Annotated in this window: 16 protein-coding genes; 8 read left to right on the top strand and 8 right to left on the bottom strand. The window is 70.0% G+C overall.

The window, feature by feature from the left end; genetic code table 11:
• Positions 1 to 97 precede the first annotated feature (97 nt).
• On the top strand, positions 98 to 1,078 hold the full coding sequence (locus tag VG296_RS31000; RefSeq protein ID WP_349259768.1) for a zinc-binding dehydrogenase: 981 nt from the start codon (positions 98 to 100) through the stop codon (positions 1,076 to 1,078).
• Positions 1,075 to 2,034, top strand: coding sequence for a 3-carboxyethylcatechol 2,3-dioxygenase (locus VG296_RS30995; RefSeq protein ID WP_325572061.1), 960 nt, complete (start codon positions 1,075 to 1,077; stop codon positions 2,032 to 2,034). The genes VG296_RS31000 and VG296_RS30995 overlap by 4 nt, the downstream gene beginning before the upstream one ends.
• Here the strand turns inward: VG296_RS30995 and paaI are convergent.
• Positions 2,031 to 2,420, bottom strand: a complete 390-nt coding sequence (gene paaI, locus VG296_RS30990) for a hydroxyphenylacetyl-CoA thioesterase PaaI (protein ID WP_349259767.1) — start codon at positions 2,418 to 2,420, stop codon at positions 2,031 to 2,033. The genes VG296_RS30995 and paaI overlap by 4 nt on opposite strands.
• 142 nt (positions 2,421 to 2,562) lie before the next feature.
• On the bottom strand, positions 2,563 to 4,125 hold the full coding sequence (locus tag VG296_RS30985) for an oleate hydratase (protein WP_325572059.1): 1,563 nt from the start codon (positions 4,123 to 4,125) through the stop codon (positions 2,563 to 2,565).
• Between the two features lie 225 nt (positions 4,126 to 4,350).
• Between VG296_RS30985 and VG296_RS30980 the strand changes: the two genes are divergently transcribed.
• Positions 4,351 to 4,878, top strand: a complete 528-nt coding sequence (locus tag VG296_RS30980) for a pyridoxamine 5'-phosphate oxidase family protein (protein ID WP_325572058.1) — start codon at positions 4,351 to 4,353, stop codon at positions 4,876 to 4,878.
• A 30-nt stretch (positions 4,879 to 4,908) separates the two neighbouring features.
• Here the strand turns inward: VG296_RS30980 and VG296_RS30975 are convergent, their stop codons facing one another.
• Complete coding sequence (locus VG296_RS30975; protein ID WP_325572057.1) at positions 4,909 to 5,472, bottom strand: carbonic anhydrase; 564 nt, start codon at positions 5,470 to 5,472, stop codon at positions 4,909 to 4,911.
• Between the two features lie 128 nt (positions 5,473 to 5,600).
• On the opposite strand from VG296_RS30975, the gene VG296_RS30970 reads away from it, so the two are divergent.
• Complete coding sequence (locus VG296_RS30970) at positions 5,601 to 6,164, top strand: helix-turn-helix domain-containing protein (protein ID WP_325572056.1); 564 nt, start codon at positions 5,601 to 5,603, stop codon at positions 6,162 to 6,164.
• A gap of 42 nt (positions 6,165 to 6,206) precedes the next feature.
• Here VG296_RS30970 and VG296_RS30965 read toward each other — a convergent pair whose 3' ends face one another.
• Entirely contained in the window at positions 6,207 to 7,127 is a 921-nt protein-coding gene (locus VG296_RS30965; RefSeq protein ID WP_325572055.1) for a polysaccharide lyase family 7 protein, read from the bottom strand.
• A gap of 103 nt (positions 7,128 to 7,230) precedes the next feature.
• Positions 7,231 to 8,439 carry a glycosyltransferase gene (locus tag VG296_RS30960; protein WP_325572054.1) on the bottom strand — a complete coding sequence of 403 codons (1,209 nt, stop codon included), beginning with the start codon at positions 8,437 to 8,439 and terminating at the stop codon, positions 7,231 to 7,233.
• Between the two features lie 157 nt (positions 8,440 to 8,596).
• Between VG296_RS30960 and VG296_RS30955 the strand changes: the two genes are divergently transcribed.
• Entirely contained in the window at positions 8,597 to 9,223 is a 627-nt protein-coding gene (locus VG296_RS30955) for a TetR/AcrR family transcriptional regulator (protein ID WP_325572053.1), read from the top strand.
• Here the strand turns inward: VG296_RS30955 and VG296_RS30950 are convergent.
• A complete protein-coding gene (locus VG296_RS30950; protein ID WP_325572052.1) occupies positions 9,210 to 10,064 on the bottom strand; it encodes an NmrA family NAD(P)-binding protein in 855 nt (284 codons plus the stop codon). The genes VG296_RS30955 and VG296_RS30950 overlap by 14 nt on opposite strands.
• Positions 10,065 to 10,161: 97 nt before the next feature.
• Positions 10,162 to 11,016 carry a hypothetical protein gene (locus VG296_RS30945; protein ID WP_325572051.1) on the bottom strand — a complete coding sequence of 285 codons (855 nt, stop codon included), beginning with the start codon at positions 11,014 to 11,016 and terminating at the stop codon, positions 10,162 to 10,164.
• Between the two features lie 271 nt (positions 11,017 to 11,287).
• On the opposite strand from VG296_RS30945, the gene VG296_RS30940 reads away from it, so the two are divergent.
• The 3 genes from VG296_RS30940 (at position 11,288) to efeB (ending at position 14,811) form a co-directional block, all read left to right on the top strand.
• Positions 11,288 to 12,193 carry an alkaline phosphatase family protein gene (locus VG296_RS30940; protein ID WP_325572050.1) on the top strand — a complete coding sequence of 302 codons (906 nt, stop codon included), beginning with the start codon at positions 11,288 to 11,290 and terminating at the stop codon, positions 12,191 to 12,193.
• A gap of 93 nt (positions 12,194 to 12,286) precedes the next feature.
• Positions 12,287 to 13,501: an EfeM/EfeO family lipoprotein gene (locus VG296_RS30935; protein ID WP_325572049.1), complete on the top strand. Its 1,215-nt coding sequence runs from the start codon at positions 12,287 to 12,289 to the stop codon at positions 13,499 to 13,501.
• Positions 13,498 to 14,811, top strand: coding sequence for an iron uptake transporter deferrochelatase/peroxidase subunit (efeB, locus tag VG296_RS30930; RefSeq protein WP_325572048.1), 1,314 nt, complete (start codon positions 13,498 to 13,500; stop codon positions 14,809 to 14,811). The genes VG296_RS30935 and efeB overlap by 4 nt, the downstream gene beginning before the upstream one ends.
• Positions 14,812 to 14,904: 93 nt before the next feature.
• On the opposite strand, the gene VG296_RS30925 is transcribed toward efeB, so the two are convergent.
• Positions 14,905 to 16,389, bottom strand: a complete 1,485-nt coding sequence (locus VG296_RS30925) for a glycosyl hydrolase family 79 C-terminal domain-containing protein (protein ID WP_325572047.1) — start codon at positions 16,387 to 16,389, stop codon at positions 14,905 to 14,907.
• Positions 16,390 to 16,536 lie beyond the last annotated feature (147 nt).

The raw sequence follows: 16,536 nt of genomic DNA, 5'->3' as shown, positions 1-16,536 counted from the left end.
GGTAAACGCGCGGGCCCCCGCGCGTTCCAACCCCTGTTCCGTACGGCGGCACGCCGAGTTCCGGCCGGGAACCGCGCTCGGCCAGCCTGGCCGCATGATGCTAGCCGCCACCGCCGTCAGCCAGAGCCCGACGGATCCGCTCAGCGGCCTGGTGCTCGGCGAGGTGCCGATTCCCCAGCCGCCGCCCGGCTGGGCCCGCGTGCGGGTCGTCTCCTCGTCGCTGAACATGCACGACCTGTGGACGCTGCGCGGCGTGGGCCATCCCGCCGACCGACTGCCGCGCATCCTCGGCTGCGACGCCGCCGGATACGACGAGGACGGCAACCCGGTCATCGTGCACCCGGTGATCGCCGATCCCGACGCGGGCGCCGGGGACGAGACCCTCGATCCCGGCCGGGCGCTGCTGTCCGAGCAGCACGACGGCGCGTTCGCCGAGTACCTCGTCGTCCCCCGCCGCAACCTCGTGCCCAAGCCCGACTGGCTCTCCTTCGACGAGGCCGCGTGCCTGCCGGTGGCCTGGACCACGGCCTACCGGATGCTGTTCACGCAGGCGCGGGTGCGCGCCGGCGACCGCGTCCTCGTGCAGGGCGTCGGCGGCGGAGTGGCGTCCGCCGCCATCCACCTGGCCGCCGCGGCGGGCGCCGTCGTCTACGCCACCAGCCGCAGCGAGGAGAAGCGCAAGCAGGCGCTGGACTGGGGCGCCCGCGAGGCGGTGGCCAGCGGGGAGCGGCTGGCCGAGCGCGTCGACGTGGTCATCGAGACCGTCGGCGAGGCCACCTGGTCGCACTCCCTCAGGGCACTGCGACCCGGCGGCACGGTGGTCGTCGCGGGTGCCACCAGCGGCGCGAACCCGCCGGCCGACCTGGGACGCGTCTTCTACCTGCAGCAGCGCATCCTCGGCTCGACCGGATGCACCCGCGCCGAACTCGTCGCGATGCTGCGGATGATGCAGGCCACCGGGGCGCGGCCGGTGATCGACCGGACGCTGCCGCTGGCCGAGATCCACCGGGGCATCCAGCTGATGATCGACGGCGAACTGACCGGCAAACTCGTCATCCGCCCCGGGAACTCCGCATGACCGCGATCGCCGTGGGGCTCTCGCACTCCCCGCTCATCGGCAAGAACGACCCGCCCGACGAGGTCCTCGAAGCCGTGGCCGACGCCGTCCGCGGCGCCCGCGCGTTCGTCCGCGAGTTCGACCCCGAACTCGTGGTGCTCTACGCCCCCGACCACTACAACGGGTTCTTCTACCGCGAGATGCCGCCGTTCTGCCTGGCCACCGCCGCCAACGCGGTCGGCGACTTCGACACGGCCGAGGGCCCGCTGTCCGTGGACACGGCCGCCGCCCGGGAGATCGCGCGCGGGGTGCTGGAACGCGGCGTCGACCTGACGATCTCGGCCCGGATGACCGTCGACCACGGCTTCGTCCAGCCCTTGGAGGTGCTGTTCGACGGCATCGGGAACGTGCCGGTGGTGCCCGTGTTCGTCAACGGCGTCGCGACCCCGCTCGGCCCGGTCAGCCGAATCAGGGCCCTGGGCACCGCGATCGGCGAGTCGGCGGCGGCACTCGATCGCAGGGTGCTGTTCCTCGGCTCCGGCGGCCTCTCGCACGACCCGCCCGTCCCGGTGCTCGACGGCGCCCCGCCGCGAGTGGCCGACGCCCTGATCGAGGGAACGCCGCCCACGCCGGAGCAGCGCGGCCGGGGCGAATTGCGGGTCGTCCAGGCGGGCCGCGACTATGCCGCGGGTTCGACCTCGATGATCCCCATCAGCCCGAAGTGGGACAACGCGTTCCTCGACGTGATCCAGGACGGCCGGCTGCCCGAGTTCGACTCGTGGAGCGTGGAGTGGATGGGACGAGAGGGCGGCGGCAGCGCCCACGAGGTGCGCACCTGGATCGCCGCGTTCGCCTCGCTCGCCGCCACCGGCCCGTATCGCGTGACCGACCGCTTCTACCGCCCGGTTCCCGAATGGATCGCCGGTTTCGCCGTCGCCACCGCCGAGCAGGAACGGCCGCGATACATCGCCGGCTAACTCGGACGGCCGCTGTTCCCGCCGTTCAGCACGCGGCTGCGGCCGCGGAACTCGGCGACGACCTCGTCTCCGCGCAGGATGCTGACGTCGTAGATCCCGCTGCGGCCGAAGGTGACGCGCTCCTCGGCGACGGCGGTGAGCTCGTCGCCGGCGCGGACCGGCGCGATGAAGCTGATGTCCGCGCCGGCCGCCACGGTCACCGGGCCGTGGCTGTTGCACGCGCAGGCGAACGCGCTGTCCGCGAGCAGGAACACGTAGCCGCCGTGCGCGATGCCGTGGCCGTTGACCATCGTGTCGGTGACCTTCATGCGCAGCGTCGCGCCGCCCGCGCCGACTTCGACCAACTCGATACCCAGCGCCTGCGAGGCCTGGTCTGCTGCGAACATATGCTCTGCGGCGTTCACCGGTCTCCCTCACGTCCCACATGCCAACCGAACGTTCGGTCAGCTCTGCAGGTCTACCACACCAGCGAGGCGGCGAAGCTGTCAAGACTCGTCACGGCGACGGGCCCATCGGCGCGGCGGAGGCTCACCGCCGGTGCATCGTCCCGAGCGCCTCGACGAGCACCTTCGGGTCGTGCGCGCCCTGGTAGACCGCGGGCGGCTGCGGCAGGCCGAGCAGGCCGGCCACGGCGGTCCGGGCGGTGCGCACCGAGTACTCGACGGTGAAGACGACGTCGTCGGGGACCTCGGCGTACTGGCCGATGAAGGCGAGGTTGGTGGAGCCTTCCGGGACGACCTGGGGCCGGTCGCCGGCGCTGCGGACCAGGAACTGGCTGGTGATGTACGGCATCAGCGCGGGGATCACGGTCGAGTGGTCGAGGATCTGCGGGCTCTGTTCGAAGCGGAGGTGGTGCAGCACCTCGTCCAGGATCTCCCGGCCGGTGCACTCCCCCATGGGCTTGCCGACGAAGTCACCGTCCCGTTCCGGGAACAGGCCGTAGCCCCACCAGACGAAGGTGTCCTCGGGCTGCTCGCGGAAGTGCGGCTGGTGGTTGAGCACGATGGTCAGCAGCCAACCGGAGTCCTTGAAGGTGATCAGGCCGCCCTTGCCGGCTTCGCTGCCGCTGAACTTCTCCATGAGCTGGAAGAAGGTGGGGTCCTTCGTCGTCACCGTGAACGACGCCCAGGTGGAGTCGGGGATCGTGGAGGTGAACACCGACGGCCGACCGAGTCCGGGGCGCTTGGCGGCCAGCGTCTCCCAGAGTTGCCATGCCCCGCTGGACCCCGACGCGTCGAGCACCGGCGCGCGGTCCGTGGAGCCGAGGGTCGAGTCGGCGGTCATCGAGCCGTTCGTGACCATGACCAGATCGTCCGAGCCGAGCGCGATCTCCTCGTCGCGGCCATCGCGGGTGCAGCTGAGCGCCTCGACGGTCAGCGCGTCGCCCGCAGCCAGCCGCAGGTCGGTGACCCTGGTGCCCTGCTGCACGGTCACGCCCTGGTCGGTGAGCCATTTGAGCAGCGGGCGCACGATGGAGTCGTACTGGTTGAACCGGGTCCGATAGATCCCGGACATCGAGTCGAACGTCTTGAACAGGTGGATGAAGCGGTTGAGGTAGCGGCGGAACTCGATCGCACTGTGCCAGGGCTCGAATGCGAACGTGGTGCACCACATCCACCAGAAGTTCGTGTGGAAGAACCCTGCACTGAAGCAGTCCGTGATGCGCTTGCCGTCGAGCAGCTTCTCGGGAGTGGCCACGCACTTGACCAGCTCCAGCCGGTCGCGCTCGGCGAAGCCCATCGAGTGCGAGTCGACGACGGCGCCCGAGGCGTCGACGAGCCGAGCGTGGTCGTTCCAGGCGAAGTCCTCGTGGAAGGCGAAGGTGTCCTCGGTCACCGACTTCGACGGATCGTCCAGCGACGGAATGGATCCGAGCAGGTCGTACGTGCAGTCGAAGTGGATCTCGAACATCCGGCCGCCGCGCATCGTGTATCCGGTCTCGGGCGAACCCGCGGCGTCCAGGCTCCCGCCCAGCCGATTCTGCTCTTCGAGCAGCACGATGTCCGATCCCGCGAAGCCGCCGTCCCTGATCAGGAAAGCCGCCGCCGACAGCGACGCGATGCCGCTGCCCACCAGATACGCCTTCGCCATGCTCGCTCTCCGCTCCTCCGGTGCAAATGGATCACTGTCCTCGCCCTCAGGCTCGTGCCGGGACCGGACCGGGGCACTCGGTGAGGACCTTCCGGGTGACGGAGATCCATGCGCAACGGCACCGCGAATGACGTGGCCGAACACTCAGGCCGTGTCGGTCTTACGCTCCGTGGACCCTCGCGGCCATAATGGGGCTCTCGCCCTCGCACCCCTGCAGGAGAAGCGATGCTGCCCGAACCGGTGGAAGCTGTGGACCTGAACATCTACGGCGATGCGAAGTTGCCGTGGAGCCGGGTGCTCGAATCGATGGCCGACGTGATTCCGCGGCCGGAGACGCCGCAGTTCCTCGGTACGGTCGGCCCGGACACCAGGCCGCATTCCGCCGGGATCGGCGCCCTGGAGTACGGCGGGGCGATGTATTTCACCAGCGGTCCGGGCACCCGCAAGTCCCGGCACCTCGAACGCAATCCGGCGTGCACGCTCTCGATGCGGCTTCCCGAGGTCGACCTGGTGCTCGAGGGCGAGGCCGCCCGGGTGACCGACCCGGCCGTGCTCGAGCCGGTGGCCGCCGCATACCGCACGCACGGCTGGCCCGCGGAGGTCCTCGGCGACGCGCTCACCGCACCGTTCAGCGCGCAGAGCGCCGGCCCGCCTCCGTGGTACCTGTACAGGTTCACGCTGCACACGGCCATCGGTCTCGCCTTCGTCGCCCCGAACGGCGCCACCCGATGGCGGTTCGCGTCCTCGATGTGAGGGCGGCGGCCCGCGCCGCTCGGGATCTGATCAGCTCGGGTCGACGATCGTGGTGAGCAGACCCGTCTTCAGGTCGTAGGCGTATCCGCCGATCTTGAAGCTGTCGCGGCTGGCGGCAAGCTCGGGAGCCGTGACGAGGCGTGCCACGTCTTCGCGCACGGTCTCGGCCGGGTCGAGCACTGCCATCGCGGCCGCCGTCCGCTCGTCGTAGCCGCCGCGGGCCGCATAGCCGCGGCGCAGCTCGTCGTCGGCGAACAGGGCGGAGCCGCAGTCGTTGTGGTGGATGACCGCGACCTCGAACCAGTCGCTGTCAGGGGTCTTATTCTCGTGCAGGTGGCAGATCCAGGCGAGGTCCTTGACGATCGAGGACGTGACGCGTCCGCCGACGTTGCGGGCGACGATCGCGTCGCCGAGTTCGACGCCGAGCACGGCCGCCGGCTCGACGCGCGGGTCGATGCAGGTGATGACGTACACCTGCTTGAACGGGATGAAGGGGATCGCCGGGATCCCGTCCTTGGCGTCGCCGGCCGCGAACCGCGCATTGCGCTCCAGGAAGACGGAGAAGTTCGAGGACGGAGCGGTGGCGGGGGTCATGGGCGGGACTCCGATCAGCGGGCGGCAGGGAAGGCAGGAGACAGAACGTTCGTTCTCCCCATGCCGCTGACGCTACGGCCTCGGCGGAGAAGTGTCAACAGAACGTTCCTTCTTCTACAATGGCTTGCATGGACGCCACCGCCGAGAGCCCCCGAGAGCGCCTGCTGAGCACCGCGCGCCGGCTGTTCTACAGCGAGGGCATCCACACCGTGCCGGTGGACCGCCTCGTCACCGAGGCGGGCGTGACCAGGGCGACCTTCTACCGGCACTTCCCCGCCAAGGAGGACCTCGTCGAGGCCTATCTGCGCGCCACCGACGCGGACCTGCGCTCGGCCGTCGCCGACGCGCTCGACCAGGCGGACCCGAAGCTCAGCGCCGCCGCACTGTTCGAACTGATCGGCCAGGTCACCTGCTCCGCGGGCTTCCGCGGCTGCCACTTCATCAACGCCTCGGCCGAATACCCCGACCCCGCCGACGCGGTACGTGTCGCAGTGGCCGAACACCGCGCGTGGTTCCAGGACACCGTCACCAAGCTCGCCGCACAGGCCGGCCACCCCGACCCGGACCACGCCGGACGCGTGCTCGTGCTCCTGCACGACGGAGCGCTCTCCGCGGCAGAGCTCGACGATCCCCAACTGGTACGCGAGACCGTCATCCGCGCAGGCCGCGAACTACTCGCACTCGACGCGTGAGCCCGCGGCTTGCAGTCCGCGGGCCACGCTCCACATCCGTCGTCAGGTCTGGTTGAGTGCCGTGAAAAGTACCTCGCCGCCATCGGTCGCGCCCGCGCTGCCCTTTCCCTGCTCGTAGTCGCCGGCGGAGAAGTGGCCTGAGACGCCCCGCAGGACGCTCGGGATCGGGACCGTGTACGACTTGCTCTGACCCGACGCGTTCGCCCCGATCGTCAGTGTGCCGTTGCCGTTGTCGGAGACGCGGTAGGAGAAGGCCGCGTCGAGGGGCACGTTGGTCAGCAGCGTGTAGAAGTTCGCTGCGACGCTGGTGCCGGAGGCGACCATCACGTACAGCTTGCCGGACTTGTAGTCGACCATCACGAACGGGTTGGAGCCGCCGGAACCACCGGCGTGCAGCTGTGCGACGCAGATTTCCGGGTTGCTCTTCGGGAGCCGCTGAATCCGCAGGGTCGCGGTGAGCGTGTGGGCGTGCGTGGCGATGTCGTACTTGATCGCCGACTCGAGCTCGGTGCGTGCGTGCAGCGAGTGGGTGGTGGTGGCCGCTCCGGACGGCGCCCAGAAGCGGAGGGCGCCGCTGGAGGTCTGGGTGAGCCAGGGCGAGTCCAACCGGGCGGGGCTCAGTACCTTGGCATTGTTGCCGGAGAGTCCGCCGGTGGTGTTGATCGGCAGAACCAGGCCGGCCCAGCTGCTCAGGCTGATGGACGAGGTGGCGGCCGAAGCGTTCGCGGCGCCTGTGGTTCGCGCGGGTGTCGCCGCGGCGGACCGGGACGTGCCCGAGGGCTGCGCCCTGGTCGGCACCGAGATCACCCCCAGCGCAGACGCCGAGGTCGGTGCGCCGTCGGGGGCGGCGGCCGCCGACGCGGCGCTGGTTGTGGTGCCCGCGGCCATGGTCACTCCGGCGGCACCGGCGACGAGGACGGCCGCCGCTACGACCGATATCGCGATCGACTTCGTGAGACTCATGCGGGCGACCTTATAGTAAGGATCCTTAACCAGGTCTCAAGGCGAGATTGCGGGGTCGTCACATCGCAGCACCCGCATAGCCGCGGCGGCGCGCCGTCCGCGGCTACGCGGCGGCGCGGTCGTCGTGGTGTGGGCGGCCGCCGGGCTGCGCGGCGCCGCTTGGGCGGACGACGCCTGTGCGGAGCCTGCTTCGACGGGTGCCGACCGTACGGTTGGCGTGGTGCGCGGCGAGGAATTCGGCCACCGAGGCGGACCAGCCGAACCGCTCGGCGCGGGCCCGGGCCTGGGCCCTGCGGTCCGCTGCCGGCTGGGCGAGCAGTTCCCTGACTCCCTCGACGAACGACTCCCCGGTGGCGGCCACGCCGCCCTCGCCGACGACCTCGCTGACTCCGCCCTCGGTGCTGGCGACGACCGGCGTGCCGCAGGCCAGGGACTCGAGCGCGGAGAGGCAGAAGGTCTCGATGGGGCCGGGGGCGAGTGCGATGTCCGCGGAGGCCAGCAGCGCCGCGAGCTCCGGCCGGCTGTGCACGAAACCGAGGAAGCGCACCGGAAGCTCCGCGGCCGTGGCGCGCTTCTCCATCCGCTCGCGCAGCACGCCGCTGCCCGCCACCACCAGCGCCGCCGGGATTCCGGAGCGGCGGAGCAGTTCCAGCGCGTCCAGTGCTCGCTCCGGCTCCTTCTCCGGCGCGAGTCGGCCGGCGTACACGATCAGCACCTCGTCGCGGGCCGCGTAGCGATCGCGCAGCTCGCGGCTGCGTCTCGCCGGGGAGAACGTCTCCAGATCGACGCCCAGCGGGATACGCAGCAGGTTGTCGACCTTGAGCCGTTCGAATTCGGAGGCGGCCCACCCGGTGCAGCACACGATCCGGTCGTAGTCCCGCGCGGACCGCCGGTTGACGAAGTCGCTGAAGGGAACCGCTGCGCGGGCGAAGACCGGCGGCAGCATGGTCAGCCGGCCGGTCAGGTTCTCATGGGAGATCATCATGGCCGGGATGCCGCGCCGCCGCGCCCACGTGCCGACCCACCGCAGCGTGGAGCGGTCGGAGACCTCGAGCCGGTCCGGAGCCAGCTCCTCGAGCAGCCTGGTGACCGGGGCGCGGCGCACCAGCATCCGCCGCGCCCCGGCCGCCGGCATTCCCGGCAGGGTGATGACCCGGCCCTGATCGCTCATCACATCGCTGCGCCCGTCGCCGGGCACGATGAGAATCGCCTCATGACCTGCCGTCACGTACCCGCTGCCGAGCCCGTGCAGCGCGGTGCGCAACCCGCCCGATTCCGCGGAGACGAAGTTCGCGATGCGCACGATCCTCATGCCGTACAGCCCTTTCACCAGGTCGTCCCTTAGAGGGTTTGCTGCACTCTGCCAGGAACACGTATAGGGAGCGTGGACAGCAGGCGAATCCCACGTACCACACCGGTGCCTTCGTCGCAGATCAGCGCGTCGAAATCGCTCTGCTAGCGTGGCCGAGGTGGAAAAGACCGGGTTGCGCGAGCTGAAGAAGGCACGGACCAGGCGGCTGATCGCCGAAACCGCGGCCCGGTTGTTCGCCGAGCACGGCTATGAGCAGGTCGCCGTGGTCGACGTGGCGCACGAGGCCGAGGTCGCCGAGCAGACCGTCTACAACTACTTCCCGACCAAGGAACAGCTGGTCACCGACCGGGAGGCACAGGTCCGGGACCGGCTGTGCGAACTGATCCGGTCGCGGCCGGCCGCGGTCACACCGGCGGCCGCCATCCGCGACTTCGTCCTCGAATCCGTCGCCGGAATTCGCGACATCCCGCCGGAGCTGTGGCGCGGTGAACTCGGCTACCTCGCGGCCATCAGCCCGACCGTGCGGCGGCTGGCGCTGGAGATGATCGATCGCCAGGCCGCCGCGTTGGGCGAAGCCATCGGAACGACCGCCGTGCCGGCCGAGATCGCCAGGCTCCAGGGCATCGCGCTGGCCGGTGTGTTCCGGATCCTCATCGGCGAGGCCGGGCGGCGCACCGTCGACGGCCAGAGCCAGTCGCGGATCGCCGACGAGCTGTATCCGGCCATTGAGAACATCCTGGACGAGCTCGACCTCTGGTTCCGCACCGGCTCTAGGCGAGACTGATCTGCCACGCCTGGGCGTAGTCGGCAACGAACTGCTTGAACGTCCGCGCCGGCCGGCCGATGAGTGTGGGGACGTCGTCGGTGGTGTAGTCGGCGTCGCCGTCGGCGAACAGGCCGAGCGCCCTGGCGTTGTCCTCGGCGACGTTGATGGGAAGACCGGCGTTGACCATCGCCTGCTTCTGCTGCTCGAACGTGAGCTGACGGTAGGCGACTGGTCGGCCGAGCGCTTCGGAGAGGACCGCTGCGGCATCCGCATAGGAGACCACCTCAGGCCCGGTGGGCCAGTAGGTCTTTCCAGCGTGCGGCTCGGGAGCCACGGCGATCCACGCGGCGACGTCGGCGACATCGCGCGTGTCGATCATGCCGATCCGGCCGTCACCGGCCGAGGCGCCGAAGCCGCCCGTCGCGGCGATCGCGGGGGCCAGCATGAAGAAGTTCTGCATGTAGGCGTTGTTGCGCAGCAGCGTGTAGCCGAGCCCGCAGGCGATCAACGCGTTCTCGATCTGCGCCTGGCCGCGACGCCGCACGATCGGCGAGTCGAGCGAGGACTTGCTGGTGACCTTCACGACGTGGTTCACGCCCGCGCGTACGGCGCTGTCGATGACGTTGAGCTCCTCGGCGGGTACCGCCGGGCTGACGAGCACGACGCCCGCGACCCCGCGCATCGCCGCGTCGATGGAGGCCGGGATCCGCAGGTCGCCCGCGATGACTTCCACCCCTGCCCGCGCCAGCCCGGCCGAGGCGGCCGGGTCGCGGACCAGGATCTTGACCGGCACTTCCCGTTGCGCGAGCAGGAGTGCCGCCGCTGAGCCCACCTTGCCGGCGGTGGTGATGAGGATCATGATCGGCCAATCTTAGAGTCGACACTATGTTTGACGTCTACTGCAACTTTGGCCGACGCCCGTCTATTCCGGCTGTGGGCGCCTCACCGCGAGATCGTCACTCCCAGCGCACGCCGTGGAAGCCGGCGGCCGCTTCCGGGACCAGCAGGTGGAGCACGGTTCGGCCGATCGCCCGGATCGGGCGGACGTCCCGATTGGGCAGCCCGGCCTCCGTCCGGCGGATCTGATGCGCGGATCGCACGTCCAGCTCGGGGTCCAGGTGGATCGTCAGCTCGTAGCGCTGTCCCGTGTCCCTGAACCAGTTCCCGTGGTAAGGGTCCTGATGGTCGTCGCTGATCTCGTATTCCAGGGGGAACGTCTCGGCCCGCCGCAGGGGTGCGAACAGCACTTCCGCCGCCAGCAGCCCGCTGTCCTCGTGCCGCAGCGTGCGCCCGAGGCGGCAGGCGCCGAGGGGTCGGATCAGAGGGCGGCCGACGCTCGTGTCCGAGTGGTAGAGCACCACGTGCCGGTCAAGGCCGGACCGGTCGGCCTGCACCACCTTCCGGGTGCGCAGTACCCGGAAGGGGCTGCTCAGCCCGATCCGGACCTCGGCCTGGACGCTCAGCACCCGCGCGCTGGAGGCGTCCGGAGCCCTGAGCTTCTCGCGCATCCGTGCCGCGAGACCGCGCGGCATCCCGGGGCCTAGCGGCGGCGGGTCATCCGCGCCGTTCCGATCCACGATGTGCCGGGCCAGCGCCCCACCGGGCATTCCGAGTACCCCTTCGAGCGCCGCGAGGGCACGCAGCGACTCCGGCGAGCGCGGCTGTCCGATGCCGCGCTGCCAGTTGCTCAGGGTGGAGGTGCTGATCCGCACGTCCCGGGCGGCCATGTGCAGCCGCAGCCGGTCGAGGCTCAGCCCTCTGCGTTCGATCGCGGTGCGCACCGCGACGTGGAAATCCTCGTATCCCCGCATTCCGCATTCCGACCGCCGGTGCGGGCGTCTGTCCGCCAGCGTCTCGCGGGGGATTGAAGCGTCGGGTGCCGCCCCGCGTCAAGGCTTGCCGAGTCAAGGCTTGGCGATGCCACCCTGCGCAATGTTACCGGCCGGTACTGGATTTCCAGCGCGGCCCGCGGCCCTTCCCGGACCCTGTCCGCGCCCCTAGTGTCAGAGGCACGCCACCGGCACGACGAGTGCCCGGGCGTCGCTGCGCCCCGGGGCTCATCCCGAGAGGACCCACACTCAGATGCGTGCGACACCCCGATCGACCTTCCACCGCACGGCCCGCCTGTTCGGCACCGCCGCCGCGTGCGCCGGGCTGCTCGCGGCCGGCCTCACCGTGGCCCACCACGGCCAGCCGGCCATGCAGTCCGCCGCGACGACGCTGCCCAAGCCGGCGCACGTCGTCATCGTGATGGAGGAGAACCACTCTTACGCCGACATCGTCAACTCCAACAGCGACACCGCCTACTTCAACTCCCTGGCCTCGCAGGGTGCGCTGATGACCAGCTCGTTCGGCGTCTCGCATCCCAGCGAGCCGAACTACATGGCCCTGTACTACGGCAGCACGGACGGCCTCAGCTCGGACACCTGCCCGGTGAACAAGGGCACGACGGCCAACCTCGGCTCCGAGCTGAAGGCCGCCGGAGACACCTTCAAGGGGTACTCCGAGGGCCTACCCAAGGCCGGATCGACCGCGTGCACGTCGGGCGAGTACGCGCGCAAGCACTCGCCCTGGGTCAACTTCAGCAACACCTCGGGCACGACCACCAACGTGCCGTACACCTCGTTCCCGAGCAGCGCGAACTACGCCAGCCTGCCGACGGTCTCGTTCGTCATCCCGAACCTGCTCGACGACATGCACGACGGCACCATCGCCGCGGCCGACACGTGGCTGCAGACGAAGCTCAACGCGTACGCGCAGTGGGCGAAGACGAACAACAGCCTGCTGATCGTCACCTGGGACGAGGACGACTACAGCGAGAACAACCAGGTTCCGACGATCATCGTGGGCCAGCACGTCATCGCCGGCAGCAAGGACGATCAGTCGATCAACCACTACAACGTGCTCGCCACCGTCGAGGCGATGTACGGCCTGAAGGCGCTCGGAAGCAGCAGCAGCGCGACCGTGATCTCCGGCATCTGGAACTGACGCCGCGAACGACCTCGCGGGGCGGCCCCTTCACGGGTCGCCCCGCTTCGAGCCGTTCGTCGGCGGACCGTCTGGAAGGAACCGGTCGCGATCATGCATACGAATCCGTCTTCACCCACGCGGCGGCGCGGGGCGCGCCGCGTCTCCTGGCGGGCCCGCATCGCCGGCCTCAGCCTCATCGCGGTGCTCGCGGGAACCGCCGGCTCCACCGCCGCCGGTGCGGGCGCCGTCGGCGGCCCGATCAGCATCGGCGAAACCGGTTGCGGTACACCTGCCGCACACATGCCGGCCGGCCCGATCCTGTTCACGGTGACCAGCACCGATACCCGCAACGCCTACGCGTCAGTCTACGTAATCAACCTGTCCGGTGGACTGGTCTTCGCCGAGATCCCGTCCCTCGCCCCCGCCAAGGTGCTGCCGCTCAGCACCACCCTGTCCGCCGGGACGTACGCCCTGCGCTGCGTCTTCACCGACGGCACCGTCCAGACCTCTCCCCCGTTCACGCTGACCGGCACCGCCGTCGGCGCCGTCACCGGCTACCCGCCGATGGGAGATCTGGAACTGGAGCAGCCGGTACGCGCCTACACCGCCTACGTCGAGGCCGCGCTGCCCACCCTGCTGGCCGACTCCACCACCCTGAACGCCGACATCGCGGCGGGAAATCTGACCGCGGCCAAGACCGACTGGCTCACGGCGCACCTCGACTACGAGCGCCTCGGCGCGGCCTACAACGCCTTCGGTGAATACGACGGCGAAATCAACGGCCTGGCCACCGGACTGCCGCAGGGTACGGACACGCCCGGCTGGACCGGGTTCTTCGCCATAGAACATGCCTTGTGGAGCGGACGGAGCGCCGCGGCGGTGCAGCCGCTGACCAAGAATCTCGTATCCAAAGTCAAGGCCCTGATCCGTGACTTCCCGAGCGAGGAGGTCGACCCGGGCGACCTGCCGCTGCGTGCGCACGAGATCCTGGAGAACTCCCTGCAGTTCCAACTGACGGGCATCGCCGACTACGGCAGCGGGACGACGCTGGCGACCGTCTACGCGAACACCCAGGGCACGACGGAGATCCTGAGCATCCTCAAGAGCCTCCTCGCGCCGCGTGACCAGAGCCTGCTGCCGACCATCGACCAAGACCTGAAGCGCCTCCAGTCCGATCTGCTCGCCCAACGCGCCTCCAACGGCACCTGGACGCCGCTGGCCGACGTCGCGCCCGCGCAGCGTCGGCGGATCGACTCCGACACCGGCGCTCTGCTCGAAGAACTGGCGCCCATCCCCAACCTGCTCACGCCAAGGAACTCGGCATGACCACCGATTCGCCCGACGCCCCTGCATCCTCCGCATCTTCTGAAGCCCTTGGCTCGTGCCCGTTCCCGCATGCGCGCCTCGGCCGACGCGCGTTCCTGCGCGGCACAGCGCTCGGCGCGGCCGGGACCGCAGCCCTCGCCGTCGGCACAGGCGCACTCGCGTACGCCGCTGACGCCGCGGATGCCAGCTCCGGCGCCTCGGGACGGCGGATCCCGTTCTACGGCCCGCACCAGTCCGGCGTGCTCACGCCGCAGCAGGCCGAAGCGAGCTTCGTCTCCTTCGCCGTCACCGCCGCGGACGCTGGTGGCTTGCGCGAACTGTTCCAGACCCTGACGGCGCGGATCGCGTTCCTCACTGCCGGCGGACCGGCGCCCGCCACCGACCTCGCGTCCCCGCCGACCGACAGCGACACCCTCGGTCCGGTGATCCCCTCGGACGGCCTGACGGTCACCGTCGGCGTCGGCGCGTCCCTGTTCGACTCCCGCTACGGGCTGGCCGCGCAGAAGCCGAAGCACCTGGTGAAGATGCCGGTGTTCCCCAACGACGACATGCAGGACTCCACCGAGCGCGACGGCGATATCAGCATCCAGATCTGCGCGGACTCGCGCGACACCGTGATGCACGCGCTGCGCGACATCACGCGGCACACCAGGACCTGGATGGAGCCGATCTGGAAGATCGACGGCTTCCACGCCGCGCCGCGCCCCGCCGGTACCACCCAGCGCAACCAACTCGGGTTCATGGACGGCATCGCCAATCCCGACGTGACCGATCCGGCCGCGATGAATGCGCTGACCTGGGCCGGCGGCGCGAACAGCGTCGAGCCGACGTGGGCGGCCGGCGGCTCGTACCAGGTCATCAGGATCATCCGGATGCTGATCGAGTTCTGGGACCGCGTCTCGCTGCGGGAACAGGAGACGATGATCGGCCGCCGCCGCGATTCCGGCGCGCCGCTGGACGGAACGTCCGAGTCCGACCTCCCGGACTACCCGGCCGACCCCATGGGCCTGATCATCCCGCTGACCGCGCACATCCGCCTCGCCAACCCGCGCAGCACCGCGACGTACGACCAGCAGATCCTGCGCCGCGGCTACAACTACGACCGCGGCATCGACCTGGACGGAAACCTGGACGTGGGCCTGGCCTTCTGCTGCTACCAGCAGGACGTGTCCCGGCAGTTCCTGGCCGTCCAGAACCGCCTGAACGGCGAGCCGCTGGTGGACTACATCTCACCGACCGGCGGCGGCTATTTCTACGTGCTCCCCGGAGTGCGGGGCCCTGGAGACCACTTCGCCTCCGGACTGCTGTAGGCGACGAGACCGTGCGCGTCGGGCGGGCCGGGCAGCCCGCCCGATCGCACTTTCATGTCAGACGTCTCAGATGTCTCAGATGTGTCAGACGTCTCAGTTGAACTGGATGATCGCGGCGCTGCCCGCGGGCACGGTGACGGTCGCGGTCTGGTTGTGCACGGAGACGGGGGTGGACTGCGGCGGCGGGAAGGCGCCGTGCGGGCCGACCTGCTGGCCGCCGAGCGTGATGTCGCTCGTTGCCGACAGGCCCGAGGTGGACGAGGTCGTCAACGCGGTGAGCCGACCGGAGTGGAAGCCGCCGCCGAGGTTGAGCGTGACGGTGGTCGCGGCGTTGGCCGCCGGGTCCTGGACGTCGTCGAGTACGACGGTCAGGCCGTGGCCGTGCCGCACTGCGTAGGCGCGCACGTCCGCCGCGTCGGGGTTGTCCAGCGCGGCGAAGCGGCCGGTGCCCACGAGTTCGGTCGCGAGCATGCCGTAGTAGATCGGCCGGGCGGTCAGGTCGCCGGTCGTCGGGCACAGCGGGGTGTAGGGGTCGCAGCCCGCGGCGTTCGTGCCGTCCATGTAGTCGGCGTTGACGATGCCCTGCTGCGCTATCAGCAGGTTGTAGTCCAGCGCCCACAGCGCCGAGGCGAACACGTCGCTCACCCCGGTCGTGCCGGCGCAGACCACCGAGTTGGTCTCGGTCATCGCCGCCGGGACTCCCAGCTGCGCGGCCGCGCCGAGCGCCGCTTGCGCGTTGGCGGTCTCGTACTGCACGGAACCGGTGCCCAGCAGTTCCGGGATGGTCGCGGTCGATGTGCCGCAGGCGCTGGCCGGGTACGTGTGGTCCGAGATCTCGGTGACGTCCGGGTGGGCGGCATCGAGTGCGGCGAATCCGCCGAGCCACGAGCTGTGGTTGGTCTCGGCGTCGGGGCCGGTGATGCCGACGCCGGGCGCGGCCTGCTCGATCGCGGCGACGTCGGACTCGAAGTCGGTGTAGTACGCGGCGACGGTGCTGTAGTAGAAGTTCGGCTCGTTGCCCACCTCGATCGCCAGCAGCGAGTCGCCGAAGATCTGCCGCGCGTACTTCGCCTCGTCCGCGGCCCTGGCCGGGTCCGGGTGCTTGAGGTTGACGGCGAGGATCACCTTCCAGCCGGCGCCGCGCACGATCGTGGCAAGGTGCTGCAGCTTGTCGGGGGTGATCGTGCCGCTGGTCGCCCAGGACGGCGCGGGCTCGCCGGTGGAGGTCCAGAACGTGGCGTCGCCGGAGTTGCCGCCGACGCGGATCACGCCGGTGTGGCCGAGCGTCCCGAGGTAGCCGCCGAGGTCCGTGCTCGCGTAGTTGTCCTGCGCGACCGTGGCCGCCCCGAAGGAGAGGCCGACGAATCCGGGATGCAGCTGGTTGCCGAGCTGGCCCGGGTGCACGGTGATCGACAGGCTGCCAGCTGACGCGCCGTCGGCGGACACCGTGGCGGCGGACATTGCGGCGGCGTGGATCGGGCCGGAGCCGATCATCGCGGCCGCGGCGACACCGGCGGCCATCGCGGCGGCGGCGATGCGCGGGCGGCTGAGTTTGGGTGTGGGTGCAAAGCGATTCACGCCCCTCAATCTCGGCCGAGTCGTGGTCGCTGACAAGAAGGCGGATGGCAAAACTTCAAATAAGTGACTAGTTTTCAGGTATGTGAACACGCCCTGGGCGACAGCACGCCCTGGGCGGCCGGATCGTTCACATATAAGAACTCTCAC

This window comes from Actinospica sp., assembly GCF_035552695.1.
Lineage (GTDB): Bacteria > Actinomycetota > Actinomycetes > Streptomycetales > Catenulisporaceae > Actinospica.
The sequence above is the reverse complement of the archived record's forward strand: the minus strand, read 5'-3'. Positions and strand labels throughout refer to the sequence as shown.

Coding starts and splice junctions, on each gene's coding strand:
- VG296_RS30935 (WP_325572049.1), top strand. CDS start 12,287: ATGCATACGAATCCGTCTTCACCCACGCGGCGGCGCGGGGCGCGCCGC.
- VG296_RS30940 (WP_325572050.1), top strand. CDS start 11,288: ATGCGTGCGACACCCCGATCGACCTTCCACCGCACGGCCCGCCTGTTC.
- VG296_RS30995 (WP_325572061.1), top strand. CDS start 1,075: ATGACCGCGATCGCCGTGGGGCTCTCGCACTCCCCGCTCATCGGCAAG.
- VG296_RS30980 (WP_325572058.1), top strand. CDS start 4,351: ATGCTGCCCGAACCGGTGGAAGCTGTGGACCTGAACATCTACGGCGAT.
- VG296_RS30985 (WP_325572059.1), bottom strand. CDS start 4,125: ATGGCGAAGGCGTATCTGGTGGGCAGCGGCATCGCGTCGCTGTCGGCG.
- VG296_RS31000 (WP_349259768.1), top strand. CDS start 98: ATGCTAGCCGCCACCGCCGTCAGCCAGAGCCCGACGGATCCGCTCAGC.
- VG296_RS30960 (WP_325572054.1), bottom strand. CDS start 8,439: ATGAGGATCGTGCGCATCGCGAACTTCGTCTCCGCGGAATCGGGCGGG.
- VG296_RS30965 (WP_325572055.1), bottom strand. CDS start 7,127: ATGAGTCTCACGAAGTCGATCGCGATATCGGTCGTAGCGGCGGCCGTC.
- VG296_RS30950 (WP_325572052.1), bottom strand. CDS start 10,064: ATGATCCTCATCACCACCGCCGGCAAGGTGGGCTCAGCGGCGGCACTC.
- efeB (WP_325572048.1), top strand. CDS start 13,498: ATGACCACCGATTCGCCCGACGCCCCTGCATCCTCCGCATCTTCTGAA.
- VG296_RS30975 (WP_325572057.1), bottom strand. CDS start 5,472: ATGACCCCCGCCACCGCTCCGTCCTCGAACTTCTCCGTCTTCCTGGAG.
- paaI (WP_349259767.1), bottom strand. CDS start 2,420: ATGTTCGCAGCAGACCAGGCCTCGCAGGCGCTGGGTATCGAGTTGGTC.
- VG296_RS30970 (WP_325572056.1), top strand. CDS start 5,601: ATGGACGCCACCGCCGAGAGCCCCCGAGAGCGCCTGCTGAGCACCGCG.
- VG296_RS30945 (WP_325572051.1), bottom strand. CDS start 11,016: ATGCGGGGATACGAGGATTTCCACGTCGCGGTGCGCACCGCGATCGAA.